This window comes from Streptomyces sp. KPB2 (genome assembly GCF_003950055.1).
GTDB classification, from domain to species: Bacteria; Actinomycetota; Actinomycetes; order Streptomycetales; family Streptomycetaceae; genus Streptomyces; species Streptomyces salinarius.
On sequence record NZ_CP034353.1, the window covers coordinates 1,898,090 to 1,923,014 of the forward strand.

The window sequence follows — 24,925 nt, forward strand, 5'->3', positions numbered from 1 at the left end:
TCACGCCGTGAACTCCTCCCGCGTCTCGGCGATCACCGTGCGGCTGCTGTGCAGCAGGGAGAGCAGCAGGGGTGCGGCCAGCAGCGCGGGCAGGGCCTCGGTCAGCAGGGCGGTCAGGGCGGCGGCCAGGAGCAGCAGGGAGGCGGCGCCGAGGGTGGCGCGGCCGTGCCGGGGCAGGAAGTACGCGGCGAGGCGGGCGGTGTCGCGGGCGCGGAAGGTGAACAGGGAGGTGAGGACGAGGGCGTGCGCGCCCCACAGCAGGGAGCCGGCGCCCACGAGGGCGAGCAGCGCGGCCCACCAGCCGGGCAGGCCGGTGGCGGTGAAGTGGGTGAGGGTGAAGGCGATGACGGTGAGCCAGGCCAGCAGGGGCGCCCACAGCCCCAGCGCCGGGAGGGCGTTCAGCCGCCAGCCGCGCAGGTAGACGCGCGCCGGGTGGAGTTCGGTGAGGTCGTTGCTGCGGTGGTGCAGGGCGTAGACGGCGGCGGACAGGGCGGGGCCCAGGGGCAGCAGGCAGAGCGCGGCGAGGGGGAGGTTGGCGGGGTCGGGGGCGAGCAGGAGGAGACCGGCGAGGCCCGGTGCCGAGGTCAGGAGCAGCAGGGCCTCGACGGTGAGCAGGGTGTGGATCAGGGCGGCGGCGCGGGAGAGGACGCCGGTGCCGAAGTCGGCGGTGCGCGCGGTGCTCACTCCGGCTCCCGGCCGAACTGCGGGTCCCGGCCGAACTGCGAGTCCCGGCCGCGCCGCGGGTCCCGGCCGCGCCGCGGGGCGCCGCCGCGCCGCGGGTCGCGGCCGAGCAGGCGGCGCTCGTCCCACCAGGGCGGGGTCTCGTCGTCGACCGGGCTCAGCTCGGCGAACGTGACCTCGTGCCGGGCGAGGGTGAGGGGCAGGTCGACCCGGCCCTCCTCGATCGGCAGGCTCCGGTGGGTGCGGGCGGGTTCGGCGGCCTCGTGGAGGACGTCGAGCTGCTGGGGGCGGGGCGAGCGAGGGCTGCCCATGCGGCGCCAGGCGGTGTAGGCGTTGCCGTTCTCCTCGTCGACGCTCAGGCGCCGGACGAACGCCGCGCCCCGCCCGGCGGCGCGTCCGACCGGCACGGACAGCCGCAGGGCGTGCTCCTGCGGCCCGGGGGTGGCGCCGGTCGGATCGACGGGTGCCCAGGCCAGGACGGTGACCCGGCCGTCGGGGTGCCGGGTGACGAGGTGGTCGTCGCCGCGGGTCAGCAGGTCGGGGCCCATGCGGGCCAGGAAGGCGTACAGGTGGAACGTGGGCTTCCTGATCTGCCGGTGGGTGAGCAGCCCGAAGCCGCCGTGGAAGAGGGCGGTGGGGACACCGGCCTCCTCGAAGACGTCGCTGAACGTCCAGTACGAGAAGGAGTCGACTAGGTCGCCGCCGCCCGCGAGGACCGGGGCGAGGTAGGCGGCGTGGAAGGCGGTGTCGTGGACGGGGTTGTCGGGCCGGTAGGAGGAGTTGAACTCGGTGACGTGCACGGGCGCGTCCGCGAGCCGGGTGCCCTTGAGGGTGCGGCGGGGCTCGGCGAACTGGTCGAGCAGTGTCGCGGCCGGGGCGAGGGTCTGGTGCACGCCGAAGGGCACGTGCTGGGCGGGCCCGGAGCTGTAGGCATGGCGGGAGACGAAGTCGACGGGGACGTCCCGGACCTCGGTGAACTCGGCGAACCGTGCCAGCCAGTCGGAGCCGGCCCCGGGTGACACCGCCGGGCCGCCCACCCGGAGTTCGGCGTCCACCTCCTTCACGGCGTGCGCGGTGGCCTCGTAGAGGCGGTGGTAGGCGTCCTGGTCCGCGTGCTGCCAGAAGTCGGGCAGGTCGGGTTCGTTCCAGACCTCGATGGGCCAGGTGCGCACCTCGTCGAGGCCGTAGCGGTCGACGAGGTGGGCGAGGGTGGCCTGGACCAGCGCGGTCCACTCGGCCGGGTCGCGGGGCGGGGTGACGTTGCCGCGCCACCAGAAGACCGTCTGCTCGCCGCTGGCCAACCCGCCGGGCATGAAGCCGAGTTCGAGGAAGGGGCGGACGCCCGCCGCCAGCCAGGCGTCGACGACCTGGTCGACGTGGGTGAAGGAGTGGTGGACGTAGCGGGTGCCCCCGTCGGTGTAGGGGCGGTGCACGGCCATGCCGTCGCTGAACAGGCCGTGGCCCCGGATGTGCCGGAAGCCGATCTCGCGCTGGAGCAGGGCGAGGGAGTCCTGGTGGTCGCGGCGCAGGGCGAGGTCGAGGCGGCCGGTGCCGACACAGTGCCGCCACGCGTCCGGGAAGGCTCCGGCCGCCTCGGCGGGGACGTGGACGCGGCTCGTGCCGGTCACCCCTGCTCCTTCCGGAACCGCTCGTACGCCTTGTTGTGCACGTCGACCAGCCGGTCCATGTTCTTGGCCTTCAGCTCGCTCAGGTAGGCGTCCCATTCGGTCAGGGGACGCTTGCCGAGGATGAACTGGAGGGTGTTCTGCCGGACGTGGTCCTTGAGGGGGGTGTCCCAGAGGGTGGCCTGCTCCTGCTCCACGGACTGCAGGGGGTGGGCCGGGTCGACGGGGAGTTCCTCGCGCTGCGACATGGCCTCCTGGAACTTCTTCTCGTCGGGGCCGAAGGCGGAGGAGACCAGTTCCCAGCTGCCGCCGTAGGAGAAGACGCCGTTGTAGAAGCCGTAGTCCTTCTGGAGGTCCTTGGGGGCGTTCGGGGCGGAGCCCATGAGGCTGATGCCGTCGGCGACCCGGTAGGTGCCGCCGGACTCGGTGTAGGTGACGCCCTCGACGCCCCACTTGGTGAACCTCTGGCCCTCGTCGGAGTACCAGAGCCAGTCCACGAACTGGATGAGGGCGACGAAGTCGTCGCGGTCGAGGGCGTCGCCGGAGATCATCATGCCGTTCTCCAGGCGGGAGCCGCCGAGCACCACCGGTCCCGCCGGTCCGAGCGGCACCGGGACGATCTCGATCTTCGCCCCCTCGACCTGCCGCTGGAGGTTGTAGCGGTAGTTCTGGACCAGTTCCTGCGGGTTGGCGCTGATCGCGAAGGACTTCTCGGAGAGGAGCTTCTTGACCGCCTCGTCGTCGCTCTGGGTGAAGCCCTCGGGGTCGATCAGCTTCTCGTCGACGAGCCCCCGCAGGTACTCGATCATCTGCCGGTAGCCGTCCGTGGCTCCGGTGAAGACGAACTTCCCGGCCTCGGCGTCCCAGCTGGTGTTCAGGTACGACCAGCCGGCCCGTACGCCGTGCGCCTGGCCGATGTAGCCGAGGAGGGCGCCGCCGGGCTCCGGCTGGTTCCAGCGGTCGGAGAAGGGGTGGCTGCCGGGGTACTCGGACTTGAGGGCCCGGAAGACGTCGGCCGTCTCCTCAAGGGTGGCGGGCAGGCTCAGGCCCAGCTTGTCGAGGACGTCGGTGCGCAGGGCGAGGGAGTAGTTGGCCTTGGCCCGCTCGTGCAGGCCGGGCAGCAGGTAGTACTTGCCGTCGGACTGGCGCAGGGAGTCCACCTCGGGTTGCAGCTTCCATCTGCTGACCTTGTCGCGGAAGTTGGGCATCAGCTCCGCGTACTCGCTGACGGCGAGGACGGAGCCGGACGAGACGAAGGGGGTCTCCTGCCCGGGGTAGGTCTTGGGCAGGAGCAGGGGTGCGTCGCCCGCGCCGATGAGCAGGCTGCGCTTCTTCTCGTAGTCGCTGAGGGGGACGTCGGTGCGCTTGAAGGTGACGCCTGTGCGCTTGGTGATCTCCTTCCAGAGCAGCCAGTCGTCCTTCGGCGGGTAGTTGGGGTTGCTCAGGTGCAGGAGCGAGAAGGTGAGCGGCCCGGCGGCCTTGAACCGCTGGCCGGCCCGGTACTCCTCCATCGCTCCCTTCCGCTTCTTCGACAGGTCCTTGGAGTCCCCGCCGTCGTCGCCGCTGCCGCAGCCGGTGAGGGCGGCGAGACCGGCGAAGCCCGCGGCCGCCAGGATCTGCCGTCGGGAAAGGTGTGCTGCGTTCTTCACGGTTGCTCCCTCGGTGTGGCTGGGACTCAGCCCTTGACCGCGCCGAGCATCACGCCCGACACGAAGTAGCGCTGGACGAACGGGTACACGCAGAGGATGGGCAGGGCGGTGAGCACGATGGTGACGGCCTGGATGTTGGCCGCGACCTGGGTGAGCTGCTCGGTGCCCGCGCCGGCGCCGGTGCCGCCGGTGGCGCCCGCGATGAGGTTGCGCAGATAGACGGTGACCGGCATCAGCTCGATGCGGTCCATGTAGAGGAAGGCGCCGAACCAGGAGTTCCAGAAGGACACGGAGTAGAACAGCACCATGGTCGCGACGACCGCCTTGGACAGCGGCAGCACGATCCGGAACAGGATGCCGTACGTGTTCAGGCCGTCGATCTGGGCGGCCTCCTCCAGTTCGTCCGGCAGACTCTCGAAGAAGGCCTTCATCACCAGCAGGTTGAAGACGCTGATGGCGTTCGGGAGGGCCAGCGCCCACACCGTGTTCTTCAGGTCGAGGCTGGTGACGAGCACGTAGGTGGGGATGAGCCCGCCGGAGAAGAACATGGTGAACACGGCGATGCCGACGAGGACTCCGCGCCCCTTCAGGTTCTTCTTGGACAGGACGTAGGCGTAGCAGGTCGTGAGGACCATGGCGACGGCGGTGGAGACGACCGTGTAGAAGACGGTGTTGCCGTAGTTGCGCCAGAAGGTGCCGTCCTGGAACACGATCTTGTACGTGGTGAGGTTGAAGCCCTTGGGCCACAGCGTCACCTCGCCCGCCCGGATCTGCTGTTCCCCGCTGAAGGAGCGGGCGACGATGTTGAGGAAGGGGTAGAGCGTGACGACCACGACGCCGGTGAGGATCAGCCCGTTGACACGCTGGAAGACGCGGTGGCCGCGGGTGGGCCGGTCGGCGTTCACCACAGGCTCGTCCCCACCGTGCGGCGCGAGAGCAGGTTGGCCGAGGTGATCAGCACCAGGCCGATGACCGCCTCGAACAGGCCGATGGCGGCGGCGTAGCTGAAGCTGTTGGACTCGACTCCGGTGCGGTAGAGGTAGGTGGAGATCACGTCACCCGTCTCGTAGGTCAGCGGGTTGTAGAGGAGCAGGATCTTCTCGAAGCCGACCGCCAGGAACGTGCCGATGTTGAGGATCAGCAGCGTGATCATGGTGGGCCGGATGCCGGGCAGGGTGACGTGCCAGATCTGCCGCCAGCGGTTCGCGCCGTCGATGCGGGCCGCCTCGTAGAGGTCGTCGTCGATCGTGGTGAGCGCGGTCAGGTAGAGGATGGTGCCCCAGCCGGCGGTCTGCCAGATCTCCGAGCCCACGTAGATGGCGCGGAACCACTCCGGTTCCTGGATGAACCGGACCGGGTCCTGTCCGAACCAGCCGAGCACGTGGTTGACGGGGCCGTCGGTGGCGAGCATCTGGAGGGTGATGCCGGCGACGATCACGATGGACAGGAAGTGCGGCAGGTACGACACCGACTGCACGAACCGCTTCAGGGCGCGGGTGCGCACCTCGTTGAGGAGCAGCGCCAGCACGATGGGGATGGGGAAGCAGAAGACGAGCGTGAGGCCGCCGATCCAGAGGGTGTTGCGGAAGACCTGCCAGAAGGTGGGGTCGCTGAGGAACATCTCCACGTAGCGCAGCCCGACCCACTGCTCCCCCAGGATCGACCCGCCGGGTTCGAAGCGGCGGAAGGCGATCACGTTGCCGATCATCGGCAGATAGCGGAAGACCAGGAAGAACAGCAGCGGCAGTACGGCCAGTGAGTACAGCTGCCAGTCGCGGCGCAGCGCACGCCGCCGGCCGGACGGCGTGGTGGAGGTGCTCATGAGTCGGCCTCCCCGTGGGATACGGAGGACCGAAACATTCGATCCTCCGCCGGTAACTTCGCGGCAACCTAGAGCTACGAAGAAAGCGGTGTCAATGACCTGTGCATGCCTGATTCTCAGGCCACGCGGGGCACGGCGAAGGCTGGGCGGAACAGCCGATCGACACCTGGGAAGAGCCGCGCGGAGCTGTTACCGTCGACCGCACCTTTCTGGACCCGCACCGCAACGATCGGTCCTCCGATCGCCGCCCGTCCTCCCCGAGCCCGCTGCGAGGTGCCGCCGTGCCCGCCTTCGACCTGCCGCCGACGGAACTGGCGCACCACCGTCCGGACCTCGACGAACCCGAGGACTTCGACGCCTTCTGGCGCGCCACCCTCACCGGGTCACCGGCCGGCGAACCCCTCGTGTCGGCGCACCCGGTGGAGACCGGGCTGCGGCTGACCCGGACCTGGGACGTGACCTTCCGGGGCTTCGGGGGCGACCCGGTGCGTGCCTGGTTCAGCAGACCCGCCGGAGCCGGCGACCGGCCCCTGCCGGCGGTCGTCGAGTACGCGGGGTACGGGCGCGGACGCGGCCTCCCCCACGAGCGGCTGACCTGGGTGGCCGCCGGGTACGCGCATCTGCTGATGGACAACCGGGGCCAGGGCGACCAGTACGGCTGCGGCGGCGACACCCCCGACCCGCACGCGGACGCGCCCGGCGGTCCCGGCCCGGCGGTCCGGGGGCTGCTCGATCCGCACGACCACCACTACCGCCGCCTCGTCACGGACGCGGTCCGCGCGGTCGCCGCGGTGCGGGCCCTGCCCGGAGTGGACCCCGCGCGGGTCGCGGCCGTCGGCAACAGCCAGGGCGGCGGACTCGCGCTGGCCGTCGCGGGCCTGGTGCCGGACCTCGCGGCGGCCCTGGTCTCCGCGCCGCTGCTGTGCGGGATCCGCCGCGCCCTGGACCTCACGGACACGGGCCCCTACGGCGAGATCGCCGCGTACCTCTCGGTGCACCGGGGCGCCGAGGGCGCCGCGTATCGCACCCTTTCCTACCTGGAGGGCGTCTCCTTCGCACGCCGGGCGCACGCGCCGGCCCACTTCGGGGTGGGCCTGCGCGACACGGTGTGCCCGCCGAGCGGGGCGTACGCCGCGTTCAACCGGTACGGGGAGTTGTCGGGGGCGGCGCCCCGCAAGGAGATCCGGGCCTACCCCTTCAACGGGCACGAGGGCGGCGACGCGGTCCATGTGCGGCGCCAACTGGCGTGGCTGGCCGGGGTCTGAGGGTCCGACTGAGGCAACTTCGGTGCCCTTTCCGCGCGTTTGCGGTGGCTTCCCGTGTCAATTTCTTCTAATCCGATTGACATGTAAAAGCCATGTGTAAGGATCACGGAGTTATCGGGATCATGTCGTGCCCTACCCCGGCACCCGGTCCCTTCGGTATGACCATATGGAGGACCCACGTGGCCAAAAGCTCCGGCCTGAACACGCGTCGCGCCCTGGCGCGTGCCACGGCTGCGGCGCTCACCGCCGCACTGGTGGCGACCGGTGCGAGCAGCGCCGTCGCCGCGGACGGACCTGGACGTTCGGCGTCGAAGGCTCCCGTCGACGTGAAGGCGTCCGACGCCTCGAAGTTCAGCACCTCCGCCGAGGAGGACTACGCCCCGATCAACGGCCTGTACGGCGTGGACTCGGCCGGCGACATGTGGGCCTACGTGCCCAACGGCGAGGGCGGCCTGGAGTCCCGCATCGACAACGGCTACGGCTGGCAGGACTCGCGCTTCATCACCCAGGTCGACCACGACGCCGACGGCTTCTCGGACGGCATCTGGGACGTCACCGGCAGCCAGCTCTACTACACCCAGTGGGGCACCGACCAGCAGCTCTTCGTCGGCAACGGCTGGAACATCTACGACCGGCTCCTCTCGACCGGCGACCTCGGCGGCGCCGCCGCCGACGACCTGCTGGCCCGGGACAAGTCCGGTGTGCTGTACCTGTACCTCGGCTACGGCAACGGCAAGCTGACCCAGCGCTACCGGGTCGGCGGCGGGTGGAACGCCTACACCCACATCGCCGGACAGGGAGACCTGACCGGTGACGGCAAGAACGACATCGTCGCCAAGGACTCGTCCGGCGTGCTGTGGCTCTACAAGGGCACCGGCAACTACAAGGCGCCGTTCACGTCCCGCACCCGCATCGGCGGGGGCTGGAACACGTACAACAACATCCTCTCCGTCGGCGACATCGACATCGACGGCATCACCGACCTGGTCGCGCGCGACAAGAACGGCGCGCTGTACCTGTACAAGGGCACCGGCAACGCCGCTTCCCCGTACAAGTCCCGGGTGAAGATCGGCAGCGGCGGCTGGAACACGTACCGCATCCTGTTCTAAAGCCGTACGCGCGCCTCTGTGAGGCGGGCACGCGCGAGGGCCGCACCCCCGTCACCGGGGATGCGGCCCTCAACCGTTGTGCGCCGCCGCCTACTTGCGGATCAGGCTGCGCAGCACGTACTGCAGGATGCCGCCGTTGCGGTAGTAGTCGGCCTCACCCGGGGTGTCGATGCGGACGACCGCGTCGAACTCGACGCCGGTGTCGGTGGTGACCTTCACCGTGCGCGGGGTGGTGCCGTCGTTCAGCTCGGTGACGCCGGAGACGGAGAAGGACTCCTCGCCGGTCAGACCGAGGGTGTCGGCCGTCTGGCCCTCCGGGAACTGCAGCGGCAGCACGCCCATGCCGATGAGGTTCGAGCGGTGGATGCGCTCGTACGACTCGGCGATGACGGCCTTGACGCCGAGGAGCGCGGTGCCCTTGGCGGCCCAGTCGCGGGACGAGCCGGAGCCGTACTCCTTGCCGGCCAGGACGACGAGCGGGATGTTCCGCTCGATGTAGTTGCGGGAGGCGTCGTAGATGAACGACACCGGACCGCCGTCCTGCGTGAAGTCGCGGGTGTAGCCGCCCTCGGTGCCCGGCGCGATCTGGTTGCGCAGGCGGATGTTGGCGAAGGTGCCGCGGATCATGATCTCGTGGTTGCCGCGGCGGGAGCCGTAGCTGTTGAAGTCGCGGCGCTCGACGCCGTGCTCCGTCAGGTACTTGCCGGCCGGGGTGTCGGCCTTGATGGCGCCGGCGGGCGAGATGTGGTCCGTGGTCACCGAGTCGCCGAGCTTGGCGAGCACGCGGGCGCCGGAGATGTCCTCGACCGGGGCCGGCTCCATGCCCATGCCCTCGAAGTACGGGGGCTTGCGCACGTAGGTGGACTCGGCGTCCCACTCGAAGGTGTCGCCGGTCGGGATCGGCAGCGCCTGCCACTGGGCGTCGCCCGCGAAGACGTCGCTGTAGGACTTGGAGAACATGTCCTCGCCGATGGCGTTGGCGACGACGTCGTTGACCTCGGCCTCCGAGGGCCAGATGTCCTTGAGGAAGACCGGGTTGCCGTCCTGGTCGGTGCCCAGGGCCTCCTTGGTGATGTCCACCTTCATGGAGCCCGCGAGCGCGTAGGCGACGACCAGCGGCGGGGACGCCAGGTAGTTCATCTTGACGTCGGGGTTGATCCGGCCCTCGAAGTTGCGGTTGCCGGAGAGCACCGAGGTGACGGCGAGGTCGTGCTCGTTGACGGCCTTGGAGACCTCCTCCGGCAGCGGGCCGGAGTTGCCGATGCAGGTGGTGCAGCCGTAGCCGACGAGGTTGAAGCCGACCTTGTCGAGGTAGGGGGTCAGGCCCGCCTTCTCGAAGTAGTCGGTGACGACCTTGGAGCCCGGGGCGAGGGTGGTCTTGACCCACGGCTTGCGGGTCAGGCCCTTCTCGACCGCCTTCTTGGCCACCAGGGCGGCGGCGACCATGACGTACGGGTTGGAGGTGTTGGTGCAGGAGGTGATGGCCGCGACCGTCACCGCGCCGTGGTCCAGCTCGTACGAGGTGCCGTCGGGGGCGGTCACGCGGACCGGGTTGGACGGGGTGCCGTTCGGGGTGACGGCCGGGGAGTCGGAGGCCGGGAAGGACTCCTTGCCCGCCTCGTCCACGACGTCGACGTAGTTGAGGACGTCGGTCTTGAACTGCTGGGCGGCGTTCGCGAGGACGATGCGGTCCTGCGGGCGCTTCGGGCCGGCGATGGAGGGGACGACCGTGGAGAGGTCGAGCTCCAGCTTCTCGGAGAAGTCCGGCTCGGCCTTCGGGTCCAGCCAGAGGCCCTGCTCCTTGGCGTAGGCCTCGACGAGCGCGACCTGCTGCTCGCTGCGGCCGGTCAGGCGCATGTAGTTCAGCGTCTCGCCGTCGACCGGGAAGATCGCGGCGGTGGAGCCGAACTCCGGCGACATGTTGCCGATGGTGGCGCGGTTGGCGAGGCTGGTGGCGGCCACGCCCTCGCCGTAGAACTCGACGAACTTGCCGACGACACCGTGCTTGCGCAGCATCTCGGTGATGGTCAGCACCAGGTCGGTGGCGGTGGTGCCGGGGGTGAGCTCGCCGGTCAGCTTGAAGCCGACGACGCGCGGGATGAGCATGGAGACCGGCTGGCCGAGCATCGCGGCCTCGGCCTCGATGCCGCCGACGCCCCAGCCGAGCACGCCGAGGCCGTTGACCATGGTGGTGTGCGAGTCGGTGCCGACCAGGGTGTCGGGGTAGGCCTTGCCGTCACGGGTCATGACGACGCGGGCCAGGTGCTCGATGTTCACCTGGTGGACGATGCCGGTGCCCGGCGGGACGACCTTGAAGTCGTCGAAGGCGGTCTGGCCCCAGCGCAGGAACTGGTAGCGCTCGCGGTTGCGGCCGTACTCCAGGTCGACGTTCTGCTTGAAGGCGTCGGCGGTGCCGAACTTGTCGGCGATGACGGAGTGGTCGATGACCATCTCGGCCGGGGAGAGCGGGTTGATCTTGTTCGCGTCGCCGCCGAGCTCCTTGACGGCCTCACGCATGGTGGCGAGGTCGACGACACAGGGCACGCCGGTGAAGTCCTGCATGATCACGCGGGCCGGCGTGAACTGGATCTCCTGCGACGGCTGGGCCTGCGAGTCCCAGCCGCCGAGGGCGCGGATGTGGTCGGCGGTGATGTTCGCGCCGTCCTCGGTACGGAGCAGGTTCTCCAGCAGCACCTTCAGGCTGTAGGGAAGGCGCGCGGAGCCCTCTACCTTGTCCAGCCGGAAGATCTCGTACGACTCGTCGCCCACCTGCAGCGTGCTGCGGGCGTCGAAGCTGTTCGCCGACACGACAGTCTCCTTCATTCATGTGCGCGTACCACCGCATCCTGCCGCCACGCCCCCTGGCCGATCCGCTAAGGTAGGGCTAAGTTAGGTAACCCTTACCAGGGTGGTGGCTGCGGTACGCCTCGGCAGATATCTCGATGTCGAGATAACTCTAGTACATAGGGGCGGCCCGGTCATGTCCGGGCACCGTGTGGCGTGCGCCCCACCCCGGGTGACCCGCGCGGCCATCACTACGCCGTACGGGGGTATCCGACTCGTGCCGGACCGACCCGGCACGACCCGGAAGGGGGCACGATGCCGCTCACGTTCCGCAAGAGTTTCCGGATCCTCCCCGGAGTGCGGCTGAACATCAACAAACGCTCGTGGTCCATCACGACCGGAGGCCGCAACGGCCCGCGCCACACCAGCAGCAGTACCGGACGTCGTACGACATCAATGGATTTGCCGGGACCTTTCGGATGGCGTCGCACGACGACGGACAGGCGCCGCTGAGCCGCGACCGGGGGTTTCTTGACGTGACGTCACCCGAACGGACCCCCCGAGAGGTGCGATCTCATATCTGAGATAGCCTCAACCCCATGGCAGACGACTACCTCGTACGCATCGGCCGACTCATCCGTGACGCCCGGCAGCACCGCGGCTGGACGCAGTCACAGCTCGCGGAGGCGCTCAACACCAGTCAGAGCGCCGTCAACCGCATCGAGCGCGGCAACCAGAACATCAGCCTTGAGATGATCGCCCGGATCGGCGAAGCGCTGGACAGCGAGATCGTCTCCCTGGGGTACGCGGGGCCGATGCACCTGCGTGTGGTCGGCGGCCGTCGCCTGTCCGGCGCCATCGACGTCAAGACCAGCAAGAACGCCTGCGTGGCCCTGCTGTGCGCCTCGCTGCTCAACAAGGGGCGCACGGTGCTGCGCCGGGTCGCCCGCATCGAGGAGGTCTACCGCCTCCTGGAGGTGCTCAACTCCATCGGCGTGCGCACCCGCTGGGTCAACGACGGCACCGACCTGGAGATCGTGCCGCCGGCCGAGCTGGACATGGAGGCCATCGACGCGGAGGCGGCCGTCCGCACCCGCTCGATCATCATGTTCCTCGGCCCCCTGCTGCACCGCATGGACCGCTTCCGCCTCCCCTACGCCGGCGGCTGCGACCTCGGCACCCGCACCATCGAGCCGCACATGATCGCGCTGCGCCGCTTCGGCCTGGACGTCGCCGCGACCGAGGGCCACTACCACGCGGTGGTCGACCGCACGGTGCGCCCGGACCGCCCGATCGTCCTGACCGAGCGGGGCGACACGGTGACGGAGAACGCGCTGCTGGCCGCCGCCCGCCACGACGGCGTCACCGTCATCCGCAACGCCTCCTCCAACTACATGGTCCAGGACCTCTGCTTCTTCCTCGAAGCCCTGGGCGTCCGCGTCGAGGGCATCGGCACCACCACCCTCACCGTGCACGGCATGCCGGTCATCGACGCCGACGTGGACTACTCCCCCTCCGAGGACCCGGTCGAGGCGATGAGCCTGCTGGCCGCCGCCGTGGTCACGGAGTCGGAGCTGACGGTACGTCGGGTCCCGATCGAGTTCCTGGAGATCGAGCTGGCGGTCCTGGAGGAGATGGGCCTCGACCACGACCGCACCCCGGAGTACTTCGCCGACAACGGCCGCACGCGGTTGGTGGACCTGACGGTGCGCCCGTCGAAGCTCGAAGCGCCGATCGACAAGATCCACCCCATGCCCTTCCCGGGCCTGAACATCGACAACGTCCCCTTCTTCGCGGCCATCGCCGCCTCGGCCCAGGGCCAGACCCTCATCCACGACTGGGTCTACGACAACCGCGCCATCTACCTCACGGACCTGAACCGCCTCGGCGGCCGCCTCCAGCTCCTGGACCCCCACCGCGTCCTGGTCGAGGGCCCCACCCGCTGGCGCGCCGCCGAGATGATGTGCCCGCCGGCCCTGCGCCCCGCGGTCGTCGTCCTCCTGGCGATGATGGCCGCCGAGGGCACGTCGGTGCTGCGCAACGTGTACGTCATCAACCGCGGTTACGAGGACCTGGCGGAACGGCTGAACTCGATCGGGGCGCAGATCGAGATCTTCCGGGACATCTGAAGACTCTGGGGAAGAACGGCGCGAGACCCCTCCTGACCTGCACGATGCGGGGCAGGAGGGGCTCGCAGTTGCCCCTGGGACTGCTCTGGGACATGCACGTCACGTGTTCGTTCATCGAGAATGGTGCTGCTGACGCCCGCGTCGTGGCAGGAAGACTTCCCGCTACCCGAGAGCGTCGTGGTGGGCATCGGTATCGGTCGCCGCCAGCACCGCGATCCGAGTCCGGGTGGGATCGAGCACGGCGAAAGCCAGGTCCGCGGTGTCGTGGTGGAACCAGTCCGTGAACGCCATGAACCGCAACCACCGGTGATCCGCCGCGCACCGCACCGCTTCCAGGAGGGGCACACCGATGGGCAACCCCATGAGCGCACAGAGGCTCTCCCAGGCATACAGCCGCGCGTACGCACCACCCTGTCCCTGGCCGTTCACTCCGCCGACGTAGGAAGCCGTGAAGAGCTCGTTGAGGACATCGTCGGGTGTCGTCATGCAGGCGAGCGCGCTCCCCCGGCGGCTGCCCTCACCCGCCAGACAGCGCAAGGACAGTTCCTTGATGAAGGAGATGCCGAAGTCGCCGGGGCTGAGCGGGCTCGGCAGCGTGAAGAACCGCGCCTCGGGCTCACGGGCCCATCCGCCGGCACGGAACGGTCGGGCTGCCGCGTTCGCCCGAACGTCGTCCCGAGCATCCCTGGCACCGCGGCCGGCGACCGCCCCGCCGTCAGTCGAGGGAGCCTCCGGGAAACGCGACCGGAGCTGCTTCGCGCTCTTGACCGACCCCAGTCCCCGGACGCGGACGGCGAACCGGTGCTCGATGTCCAGCCGCGTCCTGGGCAGCCGAGCCAGCGGGTGCCCCAGCTCGCGCAGCCTGTCGGCGTACGCCTCCAGGGAACGACGACCACCCCCCGAGCCGATCAGCGCCAGCTCTCCAAGGAGACAGGCCCGTAGCTCGACTGCCGGACCCAGAACCCCGTCCGGCAACTCGGCGAACAAGGGCTCGATGTCGCGTGGATGCCGAGTCCTGACCAGCTCCGCAGCCACGGAACGCAGCATTCGATTACTTCCGCCGGGGGGCATGTCCCCAGCGGGCAGCAGCCGACGCACGAGGTCCGCCGATCCGAGCTCGGCCAGATGCTGCGCCTCCTCCCGGCGATGCCGATCGGAAGAGCTGTCGCCAGGCGTCTCCTGGTTGTGGCTCACGCCCCGAGTCTACGAGCAGGGGATCAACCAGCTTGTTGGTCGGCCACGAGCAAGGGGAGTCAGTCCCCTGGGATTTCCTGGACTTCCGGCTGCATCAACAGGCACGAACGTGAAAAGTGTCCCGGAGGGACCAATGCCGAACTCGAGGAGTTCGGTTGTCGCCCATGCGCCCTCATCCGGCCACGATCTACGGCCCGAGGATCTCCGAAGCCGGACCCTAGTCGTGAAATGTGGTGGTCGACTCGAGCGGGGCGCGTTCGGTCCTGACCTGGTTCACCGGCGCTGACTCGTCGGCGTACCCGAAGGAGATGCCGACGAGCAGCCTGCCTCCGGTGACGCCCAGTTCGGTGCGGACGGTGTCGGCGTAGAAACTCAGCAGCCCCTGGGGGCAACTGTCCACGCCGTACGCCGTCATGGCCAGGAGGAGCGTCTGCATGTAGGCACCGACATCCGCGGCCAGTCGGGCTTCCCCATCGCCCTGGACGAAGAGGAAGGCGGCGTGGGGTGCGCCGTAGAACCCCAGACTTTCCGAGTCGTAGGCCGCACGTGCCGCGTGATCGCCGGATCCGATGCCCAGCGCACCGTACAGTTCGGCGCCGAACACCACCCGGCGTCCCTGGTGAACCGGCGCGTACATCGCTTCGGAGTACGGATAGTCCACCGAAGTGCGACGCTCGGCGTGAGCCGTCCGCAGAGCGTCGGCCAGGCGCTGACGTGCGGCGCCGCTCACCACCTCCACCTGCCACGGTTGGGCGTTGGAATTGGACGGTGCGGCGCCGGCGAGCGAGAAGATGCCGCGCATCGTGTCCTCGGGCACGGGTTCCGGGCGGAACGCACGGGTCGCGTGGCGACCTCGTATCAGCTTCTCCGCACAGCCGCTCAGCTCGGTGGTGGCAAACCTGGTCATCGAGACTCCTCAAGGGGTGGTGGGGGGAAAGGCCTTTTGGCTCAGGTAAACGGACCCGTTTACCTGAGCCACTGTAACGCGATGCGACGAGGCAAGTAAACGCAGGCGTACACTTACTTCATGAACACGACCGCTAGTACGACGGCCACGGCGTCCGGGCGGCGCGGGCGCGGCGGGCGGGAGCGCGTCCTGGCCGCTGCCGCCCGGTTGTTCGCGACCCAGGGCATCGGCGCGACCGGCATGGAGCAGGTCGCCGAGGCGGCGCCGGTGTCCAAGCGAACGCTCTACGCGCACTTCCGCACCAAGAACGACCTCGTCATCGCTCACCTGCGGGATCTCGTCCGGTCGGGGGCCACCCTGGAAGCCGTACTGACCAGTGCGGACCTCGCCCCCCGTGAGCGAATCCGCCGGCTGTTCGACCAGCCGGCGGTCGACGCGACTTTGGTGCGCGGGTGTCCCTTCATCGATGCCGCCGCGGAGTTCCCCGACCCGGAGAGCGCGGTGCATTCCTACGCCAAGGAGCAGAAGCTGCGCATGGTGCAGCTGATCGCCGCGGTGGTGACGGAGCTGGGCTGCCGCGAACCCCTGTCACTCGCCGAGCAACTTGCCACCCTCGCGGACGGAGCGGCCAGTCGCGCCATGGTGCTGAACGACGCGCACTACGGTCGGCACGCGCGGGCGGCGGCGGAGATCCTGCTCGACCAGGCCCTGTCAGGAGGGACGGAGCAGGGCTGACGAGACGGACGCCGTCCTCCACCTCGCCTCGCCGCCCGGGGCGAGGGCCTCCATGGTCCGTTGTCAGTAGGCGAGTTGCCCGATGCCTCCGTCGACCCGCAGTACGGTGCCTGCGGTGTAGGCGGATTCGTCCGAGGCGAGATAGACCGCCGCCTTCGCCAGTTCGGTGGCGCTTCCCAGACGATGGAGGGGCACGGTCTGCCGGAGTTCCTCGTAGAGGGCGGCCTGGCGCTCGGGGCCGAGCGGCGCGAACGCATTGGTGATCGTCGGACCGGGACTCAGTCCGTTGACTCGGATGCCGCGGTCCTTCAGCTCGTGGGTGAGTCCGCGCGTGTAGGAGAGCAGGCCCGCCTTGGCCGCGCCGTAGACCGTCGCGTTCTCGTGTCCGATGTACGCGGAGACCGAGCCGACGAGGATGACCGAGGACTGGTGCGAGAAGAGCGGCAGCAGGTCCCTGATCAGGAAGAAGGGTGACTTGAGGTTGGTCGCGAGGAGCCTGTCGAACGCCTCCTCGGTCCATGCCTCGATCGGCAGGTGAGTGACGTCGGCGGCGTTGCTCATCAGGATGTCGAGCTTCGGCCATTCCTCCCGGAGTCGCGCCGCGAGCGCCGCTTGGCCGGGTACGTCGCCGGCGTCGCTGGCTATGGCGAGCAAAGGGCCGTCCAGTTGCCGGGCTGCCGCGTCCAGCTTTTCCTGCGAGCGGCCGGTGATGGCGACAGTCGCTCCCTCGGCGAGGAACTCGCGGGCCGTTTCCAGGCCGATGCCGCTCGTCCCCCCGGTGATCAGTGCGTGCTTTCCTGCAAGGCGATCCATTGTTCCGCCTCCCTTCAGATCGCGGTGCGGCCACCGTCGGCGGCGACGATCGCCCCGGTCATGTAACTGGCCCGGTCACTGGCGAGAAAGGCGACCACGTGGGCCACCTCGGCCGGGTCGGAGGTGCGCCCGAGTGCGGTGGTCAGGCCCATGCCGCCCATGTCCGGCCCCATGGCCGCGACCACCTTCGAGGTGCGCATCGGGCCCGGCGCGACGGCGTTGACCCGCACGTTCGACTTGGCGAATTCCGCCGCCCAGGTACGGGTCAGCGATTCGAGCGCCGCCTTGGTGGCGCCGTAGACGGCCATGCCCGGCATGCCGAGGCCGGCTGCGGTGGAGCTGACATTGACGATGCTGCCGCCGCCGCTCGCGGCCATCTTCTGCGCGAGCAGGGCGGTGAGCAGGAACGGGGCCCGCACATTGACCGCGAAGGCGGCGTCGAAATCAGCGAGATCCTGCTCGGCGGTCGGGGCCAACGTCATGACGCTCGCGTTGTTGATCAGGATGTCGACGGCCCCGGCGTCCTCGACCAGCCGGCGCACGCCCTCCGCGTCGGACACGTCGGCCGCGACGAAGCGCACCGTCCCGACGAGCTCGCCACCGGCTGCGCGAAGGTCTTCCACCACCTGGGCGCCGCGCCTCGGATCGGCGCCGGTGAGGATCAGGTCGGCGCCGCCGGCGGCCAGCGCCCTGGCCGTCGCGTACCCAAGTCCGCCGATCGCACCGGACCCGGTGATCAGCGCCGTCTTGCCTGCGAATTCCATAGCTCAGCCCTTCGTGTCGACCGGCGAGCGGCCGACTTCTGTGCATCCGTTCAAGAACTACTCCCAAGGGAAGCTACGACTTCTTGAACACCCAGTCAAGAAGTCGTAGTATCGAGCACGTGGCACGAACCGGACGCCCCCGCGAGTTCGACAGGGAACAGACGCTGGAGCGCGCACTCGAACTGTTCTGGTCCCGGGGATACGGGGCGACGTCGATCCAGGACCTGGTCGACGCACTGGGGATCGAACGCGGCAGCCTCTACGGAGCGTTCGGCGACAAGCGCCGCTTCTACCTGGAAGCCGTCAGGCTCTACTGGGAGGTGTACGAGCGGCACCTGATCGCCGCGCTCGACACCGGCCCGCTCCTGCCCGCCCTGCGTGAGATCCTGAGCCATCCCGCGCGGCTGGACGAACTGATCTCCGACATGGGTGTCCCGCAGGGCTGCCTGGTCGGCAACACGACCGCCGAACTCGTTCCCCAGGACAGTGAAGCCACGGAGATCGTCACCCGCTCGTACCGCCGGTTCACCGACATCCTGTCCGGCGCGCTCCGCCGCGCACAGGCCGCCGGAGAGGTCACGGACGCCCACTCCCCCGAGGCCCAGGCGCAGCTCCTGCTCTATGTCGTCCAGGGCCTCTCGCTCGTGTCGAGGGCGGGTCTCGACAGGGCGGCAGCCCTGGCAGCGATCAACGCGAGCGTGGACGGACTGAGGGCGTAACCGATGTCAGTGCCGGGCTCTACTTTGGCCGTGTGACTTACGAAACGCTACGCGAGCGACTGGCTCGTTTCCGCGATGAAGCGGTCCAACTGGACATCCCGGCCGACGAGGTCGACCGGTGGATGGATTTGGTACGGCCCTGCGCGGTCCTGTCGACGCGCGACGACGGGCCGGTCGCCGCCCGGTTCGGCGGCCCCGTCCTGCTGCCGGTCGGCACCCCGCACCCCCCGTTCCCCTACGTCGCATCCATCGACCTCGCGGCGCTGCCGCAGGCCTCGACCGATCTGCCCCTGCCGAGCAACGGCCGCCTACTCCTCTTCGCCTGGCCGCGCGACCGCGGTGACCTCACCAACCACGGCGCCGTCGTGCACGTCCCGCTCGGGACCCCCACGGAGGAACACGACAAGTACGCGTGGGACCCCGACGGCATCCCCGAGGCGCGGGAGGTGGCCGACGCCTTCCCCCAGGGCGAGCTGCGAGTCAGGACAGAGCCGTCGCTGCCGTACCACTACGAGGTCGAGCTGCCCGATGGCGACCTGGAGCCGCTGCCCGGCTTCCCCCACGCCGAGGAACTGGCCGAGGAGTGGGAGACGGCGTGCCGCTACCTCGACCTCCGGGGCCCCCTCCACATAGGCGGGTACGCCGACGAGGAGATGGTTCACCTCGACCCGCTGGAAGGTCTGGTGCACTGCGCGGTGGAGCAGGCGTCGAGGGGCAACTGGGGCAGTGGAGGACCGGTGTCCGAGAACGTCGAGGACTGGGTTCTGCTCGCGAGCTGGAGCCCCGCCCTCGGTGACGTGGCGGCCGGATCCAGCGTCCACTGGGCGATCCAGCGCAAGGACCTGGAGGCCGGACGCTTCGACCGGACGTACACCGACGTGTACTGGAACCCCTGATCCGACCGGTTGGGGGCGGGCACGGGTCAGCTTGGCCGGTGTAAGGGGGGTGGACTCCGGCAGCAGCGGTGAGGGACGGGTCCACCCCCACCGCCGCCGTTCCCCTCACTCGACGGCCTCGGTCGAGCACAGCGACCGCGGCCCCGCGTCGGGCGAACTCGAACGCGGCGGCGCGCCCGATCACATGCCGGCGCCGGTGACCGGGCCGGCCTTGCCGGCGCAGCCGTTCACGTCAGCGGCTCGTGGTTGACCCAGACCACCTTGTACGGATGGCGACTCTGCCAGCGCTTGATGAGGTCGACCGCCCCGGGCATGGTGAAGGTCGCATTCAGGGCGTCGAGGTCGGGCACGCGCAGTTGCAGGATGGCGCTGGCGGTGGCCACCGGGGCGTGGTCGTCGCCCGGGACGCGGATGTGATGGCGGGTAGCGACCGACTCGACCAGACCGGATCCCTTCGCGAGCCCCTCGAACTCCTTGAGGTACTGGTCCAGCTCGCTCGCGGGAATCGGATGGTCGAACGCGACGATCATCGTGTGGTGAATCATGCCTCCACCGAACAGCAATTTTCCGGGTCGGTCCAAGATCTATTCGTTCGCATTCCATGCCTGTCAGGAATGGAACGGCCGATAGTCTTGCGCCATGGCCGAGCTGGAAACCCGCGAACTGGAGTACTTCATCGCCGTCGCCGAGGAACTGCACTTCGGCCGCGCCGCGGCCTGCCTGGCGATCGCGCAGCCGGCCCTGTCCAAAGCGATCCGGCGCTTGGAATCCCGGCTCGGAGTGAAGCTCCTGGAGCGCTCGAGCAGGCACGTCGCCCTCACCCCCGCCGGCGAAGCACTGCTGCACCACGGCCGGCGCGCCCTGAACGCTGTCAGCGCGGCTGCCGAGAAGGCACGCCGGGCCGGTGATCAGCAAGCCCATCTGCGCCTGGTGATCAAACCCGGCGGTGATGCGAACCTTCTGTCCGGAATCCTGGCCGCTTACGCCGGTCGGCCCGACGCCCGACAGGTGGACATCCTCTTCGGCGGAGCCACCGACCGAGCCGACTACGTCCGCGACGGCCGCGCCGATGTCGCCCTGCTGTACGCGCCCTTCGACGACATGACCGGCCTCGACCACGAAACCCTGACGGTCGAAGGACGTGTCGCGATCCTGCCGCCGGACCACCGGCTCGCCTCTCGCCCGGAGATCACCCTCGCCGACCTCGCCCAGGAGACACTGCCACGCTGGAAGGGCGTGCACTGGACCGGAGCACCCGAGGCCAGGCCGGGGCCCGAGGTCACGGACGCGGTCGAAGCCCTGGAGATGATCAGGCTGGGACGCGCAGTCGCGATCCTGCCGCGCTCGCTGGCCCAGCCCATGCACCCCGACCTCGTCCACCGGCCCGTGATCGATGCCCCCAACAGTGAACTCGTCCTCGCCTGGTCCCAGGACGACTGCCGCAGCATGGTCGCCTCCTTCGTCACTGCCGCAGTGGATGCCTCAAGGGCGACTTGAGGAAGCGGGTGCGAAGCGGCCGCCGCGGATCGTCAGCATGACCTCAAGGACTCGAGGCCGACCTGATGTCCTGAGGTGCCTTCAGCCCCTGGGAGCTGTTCCGCATTCGGCCCAGACCGTCTTGCCGGGGCCCAGGCGCTCGCGTACACCCCAGTCGGCGGCTAGCGCGTCGACGAGGAGCAGGCCGCGACCGCCGTTCTCGTCCGTACCAGGGGTCCGCCGATGGCCACATGTACCTGGCCGAACACCTGACCATCGTTGGCTCGGCTACACCGAAGGCCAGCGGTCGAGCCAACCTCACGTGACGTTGTTGTCCGCGTCCCAGCTCATCTTTGTGGTCCAGGACTTGGCGTTGGTGGTCTGGACGGGGCGGTCGAAGTCGTCGGTGACCTTCCCCAGTAACCGTTCCGCGGCCGGGCGCCGGGCGTCGGAGCGGCCGGGCTATCCGGGCGGCGGGGTCAGGAGCGGCATGGAGCGGCAGTTGTGCCAGAGCACGCTGAGCACGCAGCCGGGCAGGACGGCCAGTCCGAGCAACGGCGCCTGGTTGACGAGCAGGAGGCCGGCGCTGAGCAGGACCAGGTTCACGAGGGTGAGGAACCAGTGGCGGACGACGGCGAACGGCACCAGGACGAAGGCCCTGCGTGCGATGGTCCCGTGCCCGGCGACGTGGGCGAGGGCGACGACGTGGGAGAGCAGCGCGAGGACGGCGACGACGGCGGCCATGGGAACGAGGGGCGGGCCGAGCGGAGTTGTACGCAGCATGACGACGTCGGCGACGGCGACGCATGTCGCCAGCAGGTACGCGCTGGAGGTGAGCAGGGCCGGGCGGAAGAGCCGCGCGTAGGCCCGGAAGTACGCGCGAACCGGTGGTTGCCCCGATCCGCCCGCCTCGTCGAGGTAGGCGAAGGCCGCGGCGAGGGAGGGGCCGGTCAGGAGCAGGAGCGGGCCGAAGAGCAGCGGGTGGCGCCAGGGGTGGTGGTGCAGTTGCAGCGCGGCCAGCAGCGGCAGGTTCGCCGTCGCGATTCCGAGGTTGATGACCAGGATGCGGTGGACGTGGGACCAGATGTGGTCCCAGGAGTTGTAGGCGACGTTGAGGCGCAGGCGTGCGCCGGTGGTGGCTCGGCCGGCCATGGTCCCTCCCTTGTTGTCCCTTGACCTTGTTGTCCCTTGACCTTGTTGTCCCTTGACCTTGTTATCCCTTGACGCCGGTGGTGGCGATGCCCCGGACGAAGTAGCGCTGGCCGAGGAGGAAGACCAGGAGGATCGGCAGGATGGACAGCACCGAGCCGGTCATGATCATCGCGTACTGGGCGTCGTACTGGCCGATGAACGAGCGCAGGCCGAGCTGCACGGTCCACAGGCTGTTGTCCGTCAGGTAGATGAACGGACCCATGTAGTCGTTCCAGGTGTTGACGAAGGTCAGCAGGGCGAGGCTGGCGAGGGCGGGTTTGGACAGGGGGAGGATGATCCGGGCCCAGATGCCGTACTCGCTCAGTCCGTCCAGGCGGGCGGCCTCGCTGATCTCGTCGGGGATGGTCAGGTAGAACTGGCGCATCAGGAAGACACCGAAGGCGCCGAAGGCCTGGAGCAGGATCAGGGACAGGTGTGTGTTCACCAGTCCGAGCTTCTGCATGATGATGTACTGCGGGATCATGTACGCCTGCCAGGGCACCGCGATGGTGGCGATGTAGCCGGCGAAGAGCAGGTCCCTCCCGGGAAAGCGCATCTTCGCGAAGCCGTAGGCGGCGAAGCTGCCGGTGAGCACCTGGAGGAAGGTGATCACGACGGAGAGGAAGAGCGAGTTGCCCAGGTAGGCGGCGAGCGGGATGTCGGTCCAGATCCGGCTGAAGTTGTCCCAGTGGTACTCCTGGGGCACCCACTCGATGGGCACCGTGAAGACGTCCCGGTCCGCCTTCACCGAGGAGATCAGCATCCAGATGAACGGCAGCAGGATCAGCAGCGCGACGCCGGTCAGTGCCACGTAGAGCGCGACGCGGCCGACGGTGCGCAGCGCGCGGCCGGGACGCCTGCGTTCCTCTCCTGCCGTCATGGGCGGCGGGGCCGGTGAACGGGTGCTGTCCTTCCGCAGCACGGTGGTGTTCATCGCTCGCTCCTTCGCTGGAAGTAGAACTGGACGGCCGTGATCACGAGGCAGACCACGAAGAGGGCGAGGGAGACCGCGGAGGAGTAGCCGAAGCGCCCCTGGGTGATGCCCTCCCGGAAGATCAGCTGGGACAGGACGAGGGTGGACCGGCCCGGGCCTCCCTCGGTCATGACCTGCACCAGGTCGAAGACCTTGAAGCTCTGGATGGTGAGCATCACCATGACGAAGAAGGTGGTGGGGCGCAGGCCGGGCAGGGTGACGTGCCAGAAGCGCTTCCACGGGCCGGCGCCGTCCACCCGTGCGGCTTCGTAGAGTTCGGCGGGGACGGTCTGCAGGCCGGCGAGGAAGAGGACCATGTAGTAGCCCATGTCGCGCCAGACGCTGGTGACGATGAGCGCCGGCATGGCCCAGTCCGTGGAGGTCGTCCAGCCGGGCGGGTGGGCGATGCCGATGGACTGAAGGAACTGGTTGACGGGGCCCACTTCGGGGCTCAGCAGCATGTTCCACACCACCGCGACGGCCACGAGCGAGGTGATGTACGGGAAGAAGAAGGCGGTCCGGAGGATTCTGACGCCGCGCAGCTTCTGGTTCAGCAGGACGGCCAGTCCCAGCGACACCGCGAGGGTGAGGGGGATGTGTCCGGCCGCGTAGTAGCAGGTGTTCTCGAAGGCGGTCCAGAAGTTGTCGTCGTCCCACATCCGGCGGTAGTTGTCGAGGCCCGCCCACTCGGGAGTGCTGTAGGAGTCCCAGTGGGTGAACGAGACCGCCAGGGCGCCGACGACCGGTACGAGGGTGAGGGCGGCGAAGCCCAGGAAGTTCGGGAGGATGAACGTCCAGCCGATGAGGGTGACACGGCGGCGCCGGCGCCTGGCCGCGGCGGCGTGCGCCGCGGTGACGTTCGGGGCGGTGACCTTCGGGGTGGGAGGCGAGACTGTGGTCACTGGACGTCGTTCCTCACCCGGTCGTTCATCTCCTTGATGCCCTCGTCGACGGACTTCTCGCCGCTCATGACGAGTTCGTGCTCCTCGGTGAGGATCTGGTCGACGTCGGAGGACTTGTCGCTGACCGGCATCTCGAGCTGCACCTTGGACGGCTGCATGGCCTGCCGCGAGACCGGGTCGTTCGGCATGCCCTCGACCGCGAAGAACCAGTCCATGATCTTGTCGTCCGAGTAGGCGGGCACGACTCCGATGCTCGCGATGGCGGCGGCGCCCTCCGGCCCCGAGGCCCACGTCACGAACTTCTCGGCCTCCTCGGCGTTCTTGGCCTTCTTGTTGACGGCGAACGCCGTCGGTGAGCCGAAGGTGACCGTCTCGCCGTTCGCCGAGACCTGCGGCATCGGCGCCATGCCCCAGTCCACGGGGTTCTTGCCCTGCTTCTTCTCCGCCAGCAGCGCTGCCGCCCACCAGGTGCCCATCGGCACCATGGCCGCCTTCTTGGTAGTGAGCTGCGAGTCGTAGGTGATGTTCTGGCTGGAGGCGGTGGAGAAGGGCAGGGTGGCCTTGGCCTTCTGCAGGTCCAGGGCCATCGCGTACTGGTCCTTCATGAACCCGTAGTCGCCGCCCAGCAGGTCGCCGCCGGTCTGGGCGGAGGCGATCGCCTGCACCACGGAGCGCCAGGTGTGCAGGTAGGTGCCGTACACCTTGGAGGAGCCGGACCCCTTGGTGGTCTTCTTGGCGAGGTCCGCGAATTGGGACCAGGTCAGGTGCGAGAGATCGGCGTCACCGATCAGCGCCCGGTTGTAGTACAGCACCCAGAAGTCCTGCCGGTACGGTATGGCGTAGTACTGGCCGTCCAGGTCGAAGTTCTCCAGCCCGGAGTAGGACGCCCGGGGCAGCTTCTTCACCTGGTCGGTGAGCGGCTCGAGTTGGCCGCGCGTGGCGTAGCGGGCGTAGTCGGTGACGTTCTTCATGGTCAGTACGTCGGTGGTGTCCCCGCCGGCCAGCATGGTGGTGACCTTGTCGGGGTAGTCCTCGGCGAGGATGTCGACGGGCTGCACGTCGATGTCGGGGTTCTTCGCCTCGAAGCCGTCGATCAGCGCCTTCCACTCCGGCGTGGTGTCGTAGTTCCACAGGGCGATCCTGACGACGGTACGGCCGTCGGAGGTGCTGGTCGAGCCGCTGGCATCGCAGCCGGCGGCGACCAGGGCCGCGGCCATGACCAGGGGCACGACGGTGGTGAGGTTCTTCTTGGTCTTCATGTCGTTGGCTCTCCTTCGAGCGGTGGGATACG

The 24,925-nt window shown here is 69.0% G+C and carries 23 protein-coding genes and 1 pseudogene; 8 read left to right on the plus strand and 16 right to left on the minus strand.

Features of this window, described 5'->3' with window-relative positions; translation table 11 throughout:
- Genes D1J63_RS08140 through D1J63_RS08160 form a run of 5 tightly spaced genes read right to left on the minus strand, consistent with a single transcriptional unit; the run spans nt 1 to nt 5,777 of the window.
- Nucleotides 1–684, minus strand: coding sequence for a hypothetical protein (locus tag D1J63_RS08140; RefSeq protein ID WP_125628370.1), 684 nt, complete (start codon nt 682–684; stop codon nt 1–3).
- Nucleotides 681–2,309: a xylan 1,4-beta-xylosidase gene (locus tag D1J63_RS08145; protein WP_241235532.1), complete on the minus strand. Its 1,629-nt coding sequence runs from the start codon at nt 2,307–2,309 to the stop codon at nt 681–683. Before D1J63_RS08145 ends, D1J63_RS08140 begins: the two co-directional genes overlap by 4 nt.
- Complete coding sequence (locus tag D1J63_RS08150) at nt 2,306–3,955, minus strand: extracellular solute-binding protein (protein ID WP_125628372.1); 1,650 nt, start codon at nt 3,953–3,955, stop codon at nt 2,306–2,308. Before D1J63_RS08150 ends, D1J63_RS08145 begins: the two co-directional genes overlap by 4 nt.
- Nucleotides 3,956–3,981: 26 nt before the next feature.
- On the minus strand, nt 3,982–4,863 hold the full coding sequence (locus D1J63_RS08155) for a carbohydrate ABC transporter permease (RefSeq protein ID WP_125628373.1): 882 nt from the start codon (nt 4,861–4,863) through the stop codon (nt 3,982–3,984).
- A complete protein-coding gene (locus tag D1J63_RS08160; protein WP_125628374.1) occupies nt 4,857–5,777 on the minus strand; it encodes an ABC transporter permease subunit in 921 nt (306 codons plus the stop codon). The genes D1J63_RS08155 and D1J63_RS08160 overlap by 7 nt, the downstream gene beginning before the upstream one ends.
- 281 nt (nt 5,778–6,058) lie before the next feature.
- On the opposite strand from D1J63_RS08160, the gene D1J63_RS08165 reads away from it, so the two are divergent.
- A complete protein-coding gene (locus D1J63_RS08165) occupies nt 6,059–7,042 on the plus strand; it encodes an acetylxylan esterase (protein WP_125628375.1) in 984 nt (327 codons plus the stop codon).
- Nucleotides 7,043–7,221: 179 nt separating this feature from the next.
- A complete protein-coding gene (locus D1J63_RS08170; RefSeq protein ID WP_233645438.1) occupies nt 7,222–8,151 on the plus strand; it encodes a VCBS repeat-containing protein in 930 nt (309 codons plus the stop codon).
- Nucleotides 8,152–8,241: 90 nt separating this feature from the next.
- Here D1J63_RS08170 and acnA read toward each other — a convergent pair whose 3' ends face one another.
- Nucleotides 8,242–10,959, minus strand: a complete 2,718-nt coding sequence (gene acnA / locus D1J63_RS08175; RefSeq protein WP_125628377.1) for an aconitate hydratase AcnA — start codon at nt 10,957–10,959, stop codon at nt 8,242–8,244.
- A gap of 291 nt (nt 10,960–11,250) precedes the next feature.
- Between acnA and D1J63_RS08180 the strand changes: the two genes are divergently transcribed.
- Both D1J63_RS08180 and D1J63_RS08185 read left to right on the plus strand, forming a co-directional pair.
- Nucleotides 11,251–11,448, plus strand: a complete 198-nt coding sequence (locus tag D1J63_RS08180; RefSeq protein ID WP_125628378.1) for a DUF4236 domain-containing protein — start codon at nt 11,251–11,253, stop codon at nt 11,446–11,448.
- 86 nt (nt 11,449–11,534) lie between these two features.
- Entirely contained in the window at nt 11,535–13,064 is a 1,530-nt protein-coding gene (locus D1J63_RS08185) for a UDP-N-acetylglucosamine 1-carboxyvinyltransferase (RefSeq protein WP_061442025.1), read from the plus strand.
- Nucleotides 13,065–13,226: 162 nt separating this feature from the next.
- On the opposite strand, the gene D1J63_RS08190 is transcribed toward D1J63_RS08185, so the two are convergent.
- Nucleotides 13,227–14,258, minus strand: a complete 1,032-nt coding sequence (locus D1J63_RS08190) for a DUF6183 family protein (RefSeq protein ID WP_125628379.1) — start codon at nt 14,256–14,258, stop codon at nt 13,227–13,229.
- 217 nt (nt 14,259–14,475) lie between these two features.
- Entirely contained in the window at nt 14,476–15,165 is a 690-nt protein-coding gene (locus D1J63_RS08195) for a nitroreductase (protein ID WP_125628380.1), read from the minus strand.
- 120 nt (nt 15,166–15,285) lie between these two features.
- Between D1J63_RS08195 and D1J63_RS08200 the strand changes: the two genes are divergently transcribed.
- Nucleotides 15,286–15,900 (plus strand): TetR/AcrR family transcriptional regulator, encoded by a 615-nt coding sequence (locus tag D1J63_RS08200; protein WP_125628381.1) that lies wholly within the window; start codon nt 15,286–15,288, stop codon nt 15,898–15,900.
- Nucleotides 15,901–15,963: 63 nt separating this feature from the next.
- Here the strand turns inward: D1J63_RS08200 and D1J63_RS08205 are convergent, their stop codons facing one another.
- Together D1J63_RS08205 and D1J63_RS08210 are read right to left on the minus strand one after the other, a co-directional pair.
- Complete coding sequence (locus D1J63_RS08205; protein WP_125628382.1) at nt 15,964–16,713, minus strand: SDR family oxidoreductase; 750 nt, start codon at nt 16,711–16,713, stop codon at nt 15,964–15,966.
- A 14-nt stretch (nt 16,714–16,727) separates the two neighbouring features.
- Entirely contained in the window at nt 16,728–17,477 is a 750-nt protein-coding gene (locus D1J63_RS08210) for an SDR family oxidoreductase (protein ID WP_125628383.1), read from the minus strand.
- Nucleotides 17,478–17,596: 119 nt separating this feature from the next.
- Between D1J63_RS08210 and D1J63_RS08215 the strand changes: the two genes are divergently transcribed.
- Nucleotides 17,597–18,196 carry a TetR/AcrR family transcriptional regulator gene (locus tag D1J63_RS08215; RefSeq protein WP_125628384.1) on the plus strand — a complete coding sequence of 200 codons (600 nt, stop codon included), beginning with the start codon at nt 17,597–17,599 and terminating at the stop codon, nt 18,194–18,196.
- Between the two features lie 32 nt (nt 18,197–18,228).
- Complete coding sequence (locus D1J63_RS08220) at nt 18,229–19,092, plus strand: DUF1963 domain-containing protein (RefSeq protein ID WP_125628385.1); 864 nt, start codon at nt 18,229–18,231, stop codon at nt 19,090–19,092.
- Between the two features lie 227 nt (nt 19,093–19,319).
- Here the strand turns inward: D1J63_RS08220 and D1J63_RS08225 are convergent, their stop codons facing one another.
- Complete coding sequence (locus D1J63_RS08225) at nt 19,320–19,637, minus strand: hypothetical protein (RefSeq protein ID WP_125628386.1); 318 nt, start codon at nt 19,635–19,637, stop codon at nt 19,320–19,322.
- 94 nt (nt 19,638–19,731) lie between these two features.
- On the opposite strand from D1J63_RS08225, the gene D1J63_RS08230 reads away from it, so the two are divergent.
- On the plus strand, nt 19,732–20,589 hold the full coding sequence (locus tag D1J63_RS08230; protein ID WP_125628387.1) for a LysR substrate-binding domain-containing protein: 858 nt from the start codon (nt 19,732–19,734) through the stop codon (nt 20,587–20,589).
- 81 nt (nt 20,590–20,670) lie between these two features.
- Here D1J63_RS08230 and D1J63_RS37075 read toward each other — a convergent pair.
- From D1J63_RS37075 to D1J63_RS08260, 5 genes and pseudogenes are all read right to left on the minus strand, one after another.
- A pseudogene (locus D1J63_RS37075) lies at nt 20,671–20,784 on the minus strand (ATP-binding protein); the annotation flags it as partial.
- A gap of 246 nt (nt 20,785–21,030) precedes the next feature.
- Nucleotides 21,031–21,720, minus strand: a complete 690-nt coding sequence (locus D1J63_RS08245; protein WP_125628388.1) for a hypothetical protein — start codon at nt 21,718–21,720, stop codon at nt 21,031–21,033.
- Between the two features lie 61 nt (nt 21,721–21,781).
- Complete coding sequence (locus D1J63_RS08250) at nt 21,782–22,693, minus strand: carbohydrate ABC transporter permease (protein WP_125628389.1); 912 nt, start codon at nt 22,691–22,693, stop codon at nt 21,782–21,784.
- The gene (locus D1J63_RS08255; protein WP_125628390.1) at nt 22,690–23,634 is read right to left on the minus strand and encodes a sugar ABC transporter permease; all 945 of its coding nucleotides are present in this window, start codon (nt 23,632–23,634) and stop codon (nt 22,690–22,692) included. The genes D1J63_RS08250 and D1J63_RS08255 overlap by 4 nt, the downstream gene beginning before the upstream one ends.
- Nucleotides 23,631–24,893, minus strand: a complete 1,263-nt coding sequence (locus D1J63_RS08260) for an extracellular solute-binding protein (protein ID WP_125628391.1) — start codon at nt 24,891–24,893, stop codon at nt 23,631–23,633. Before D1J63_RS08260 ends, D1J63_RS08255 begins: the two co-directional genes overlap by 4 nt.
- Nucleotides 24,894–24,925 lie beyond the last annotated feature (32 nt).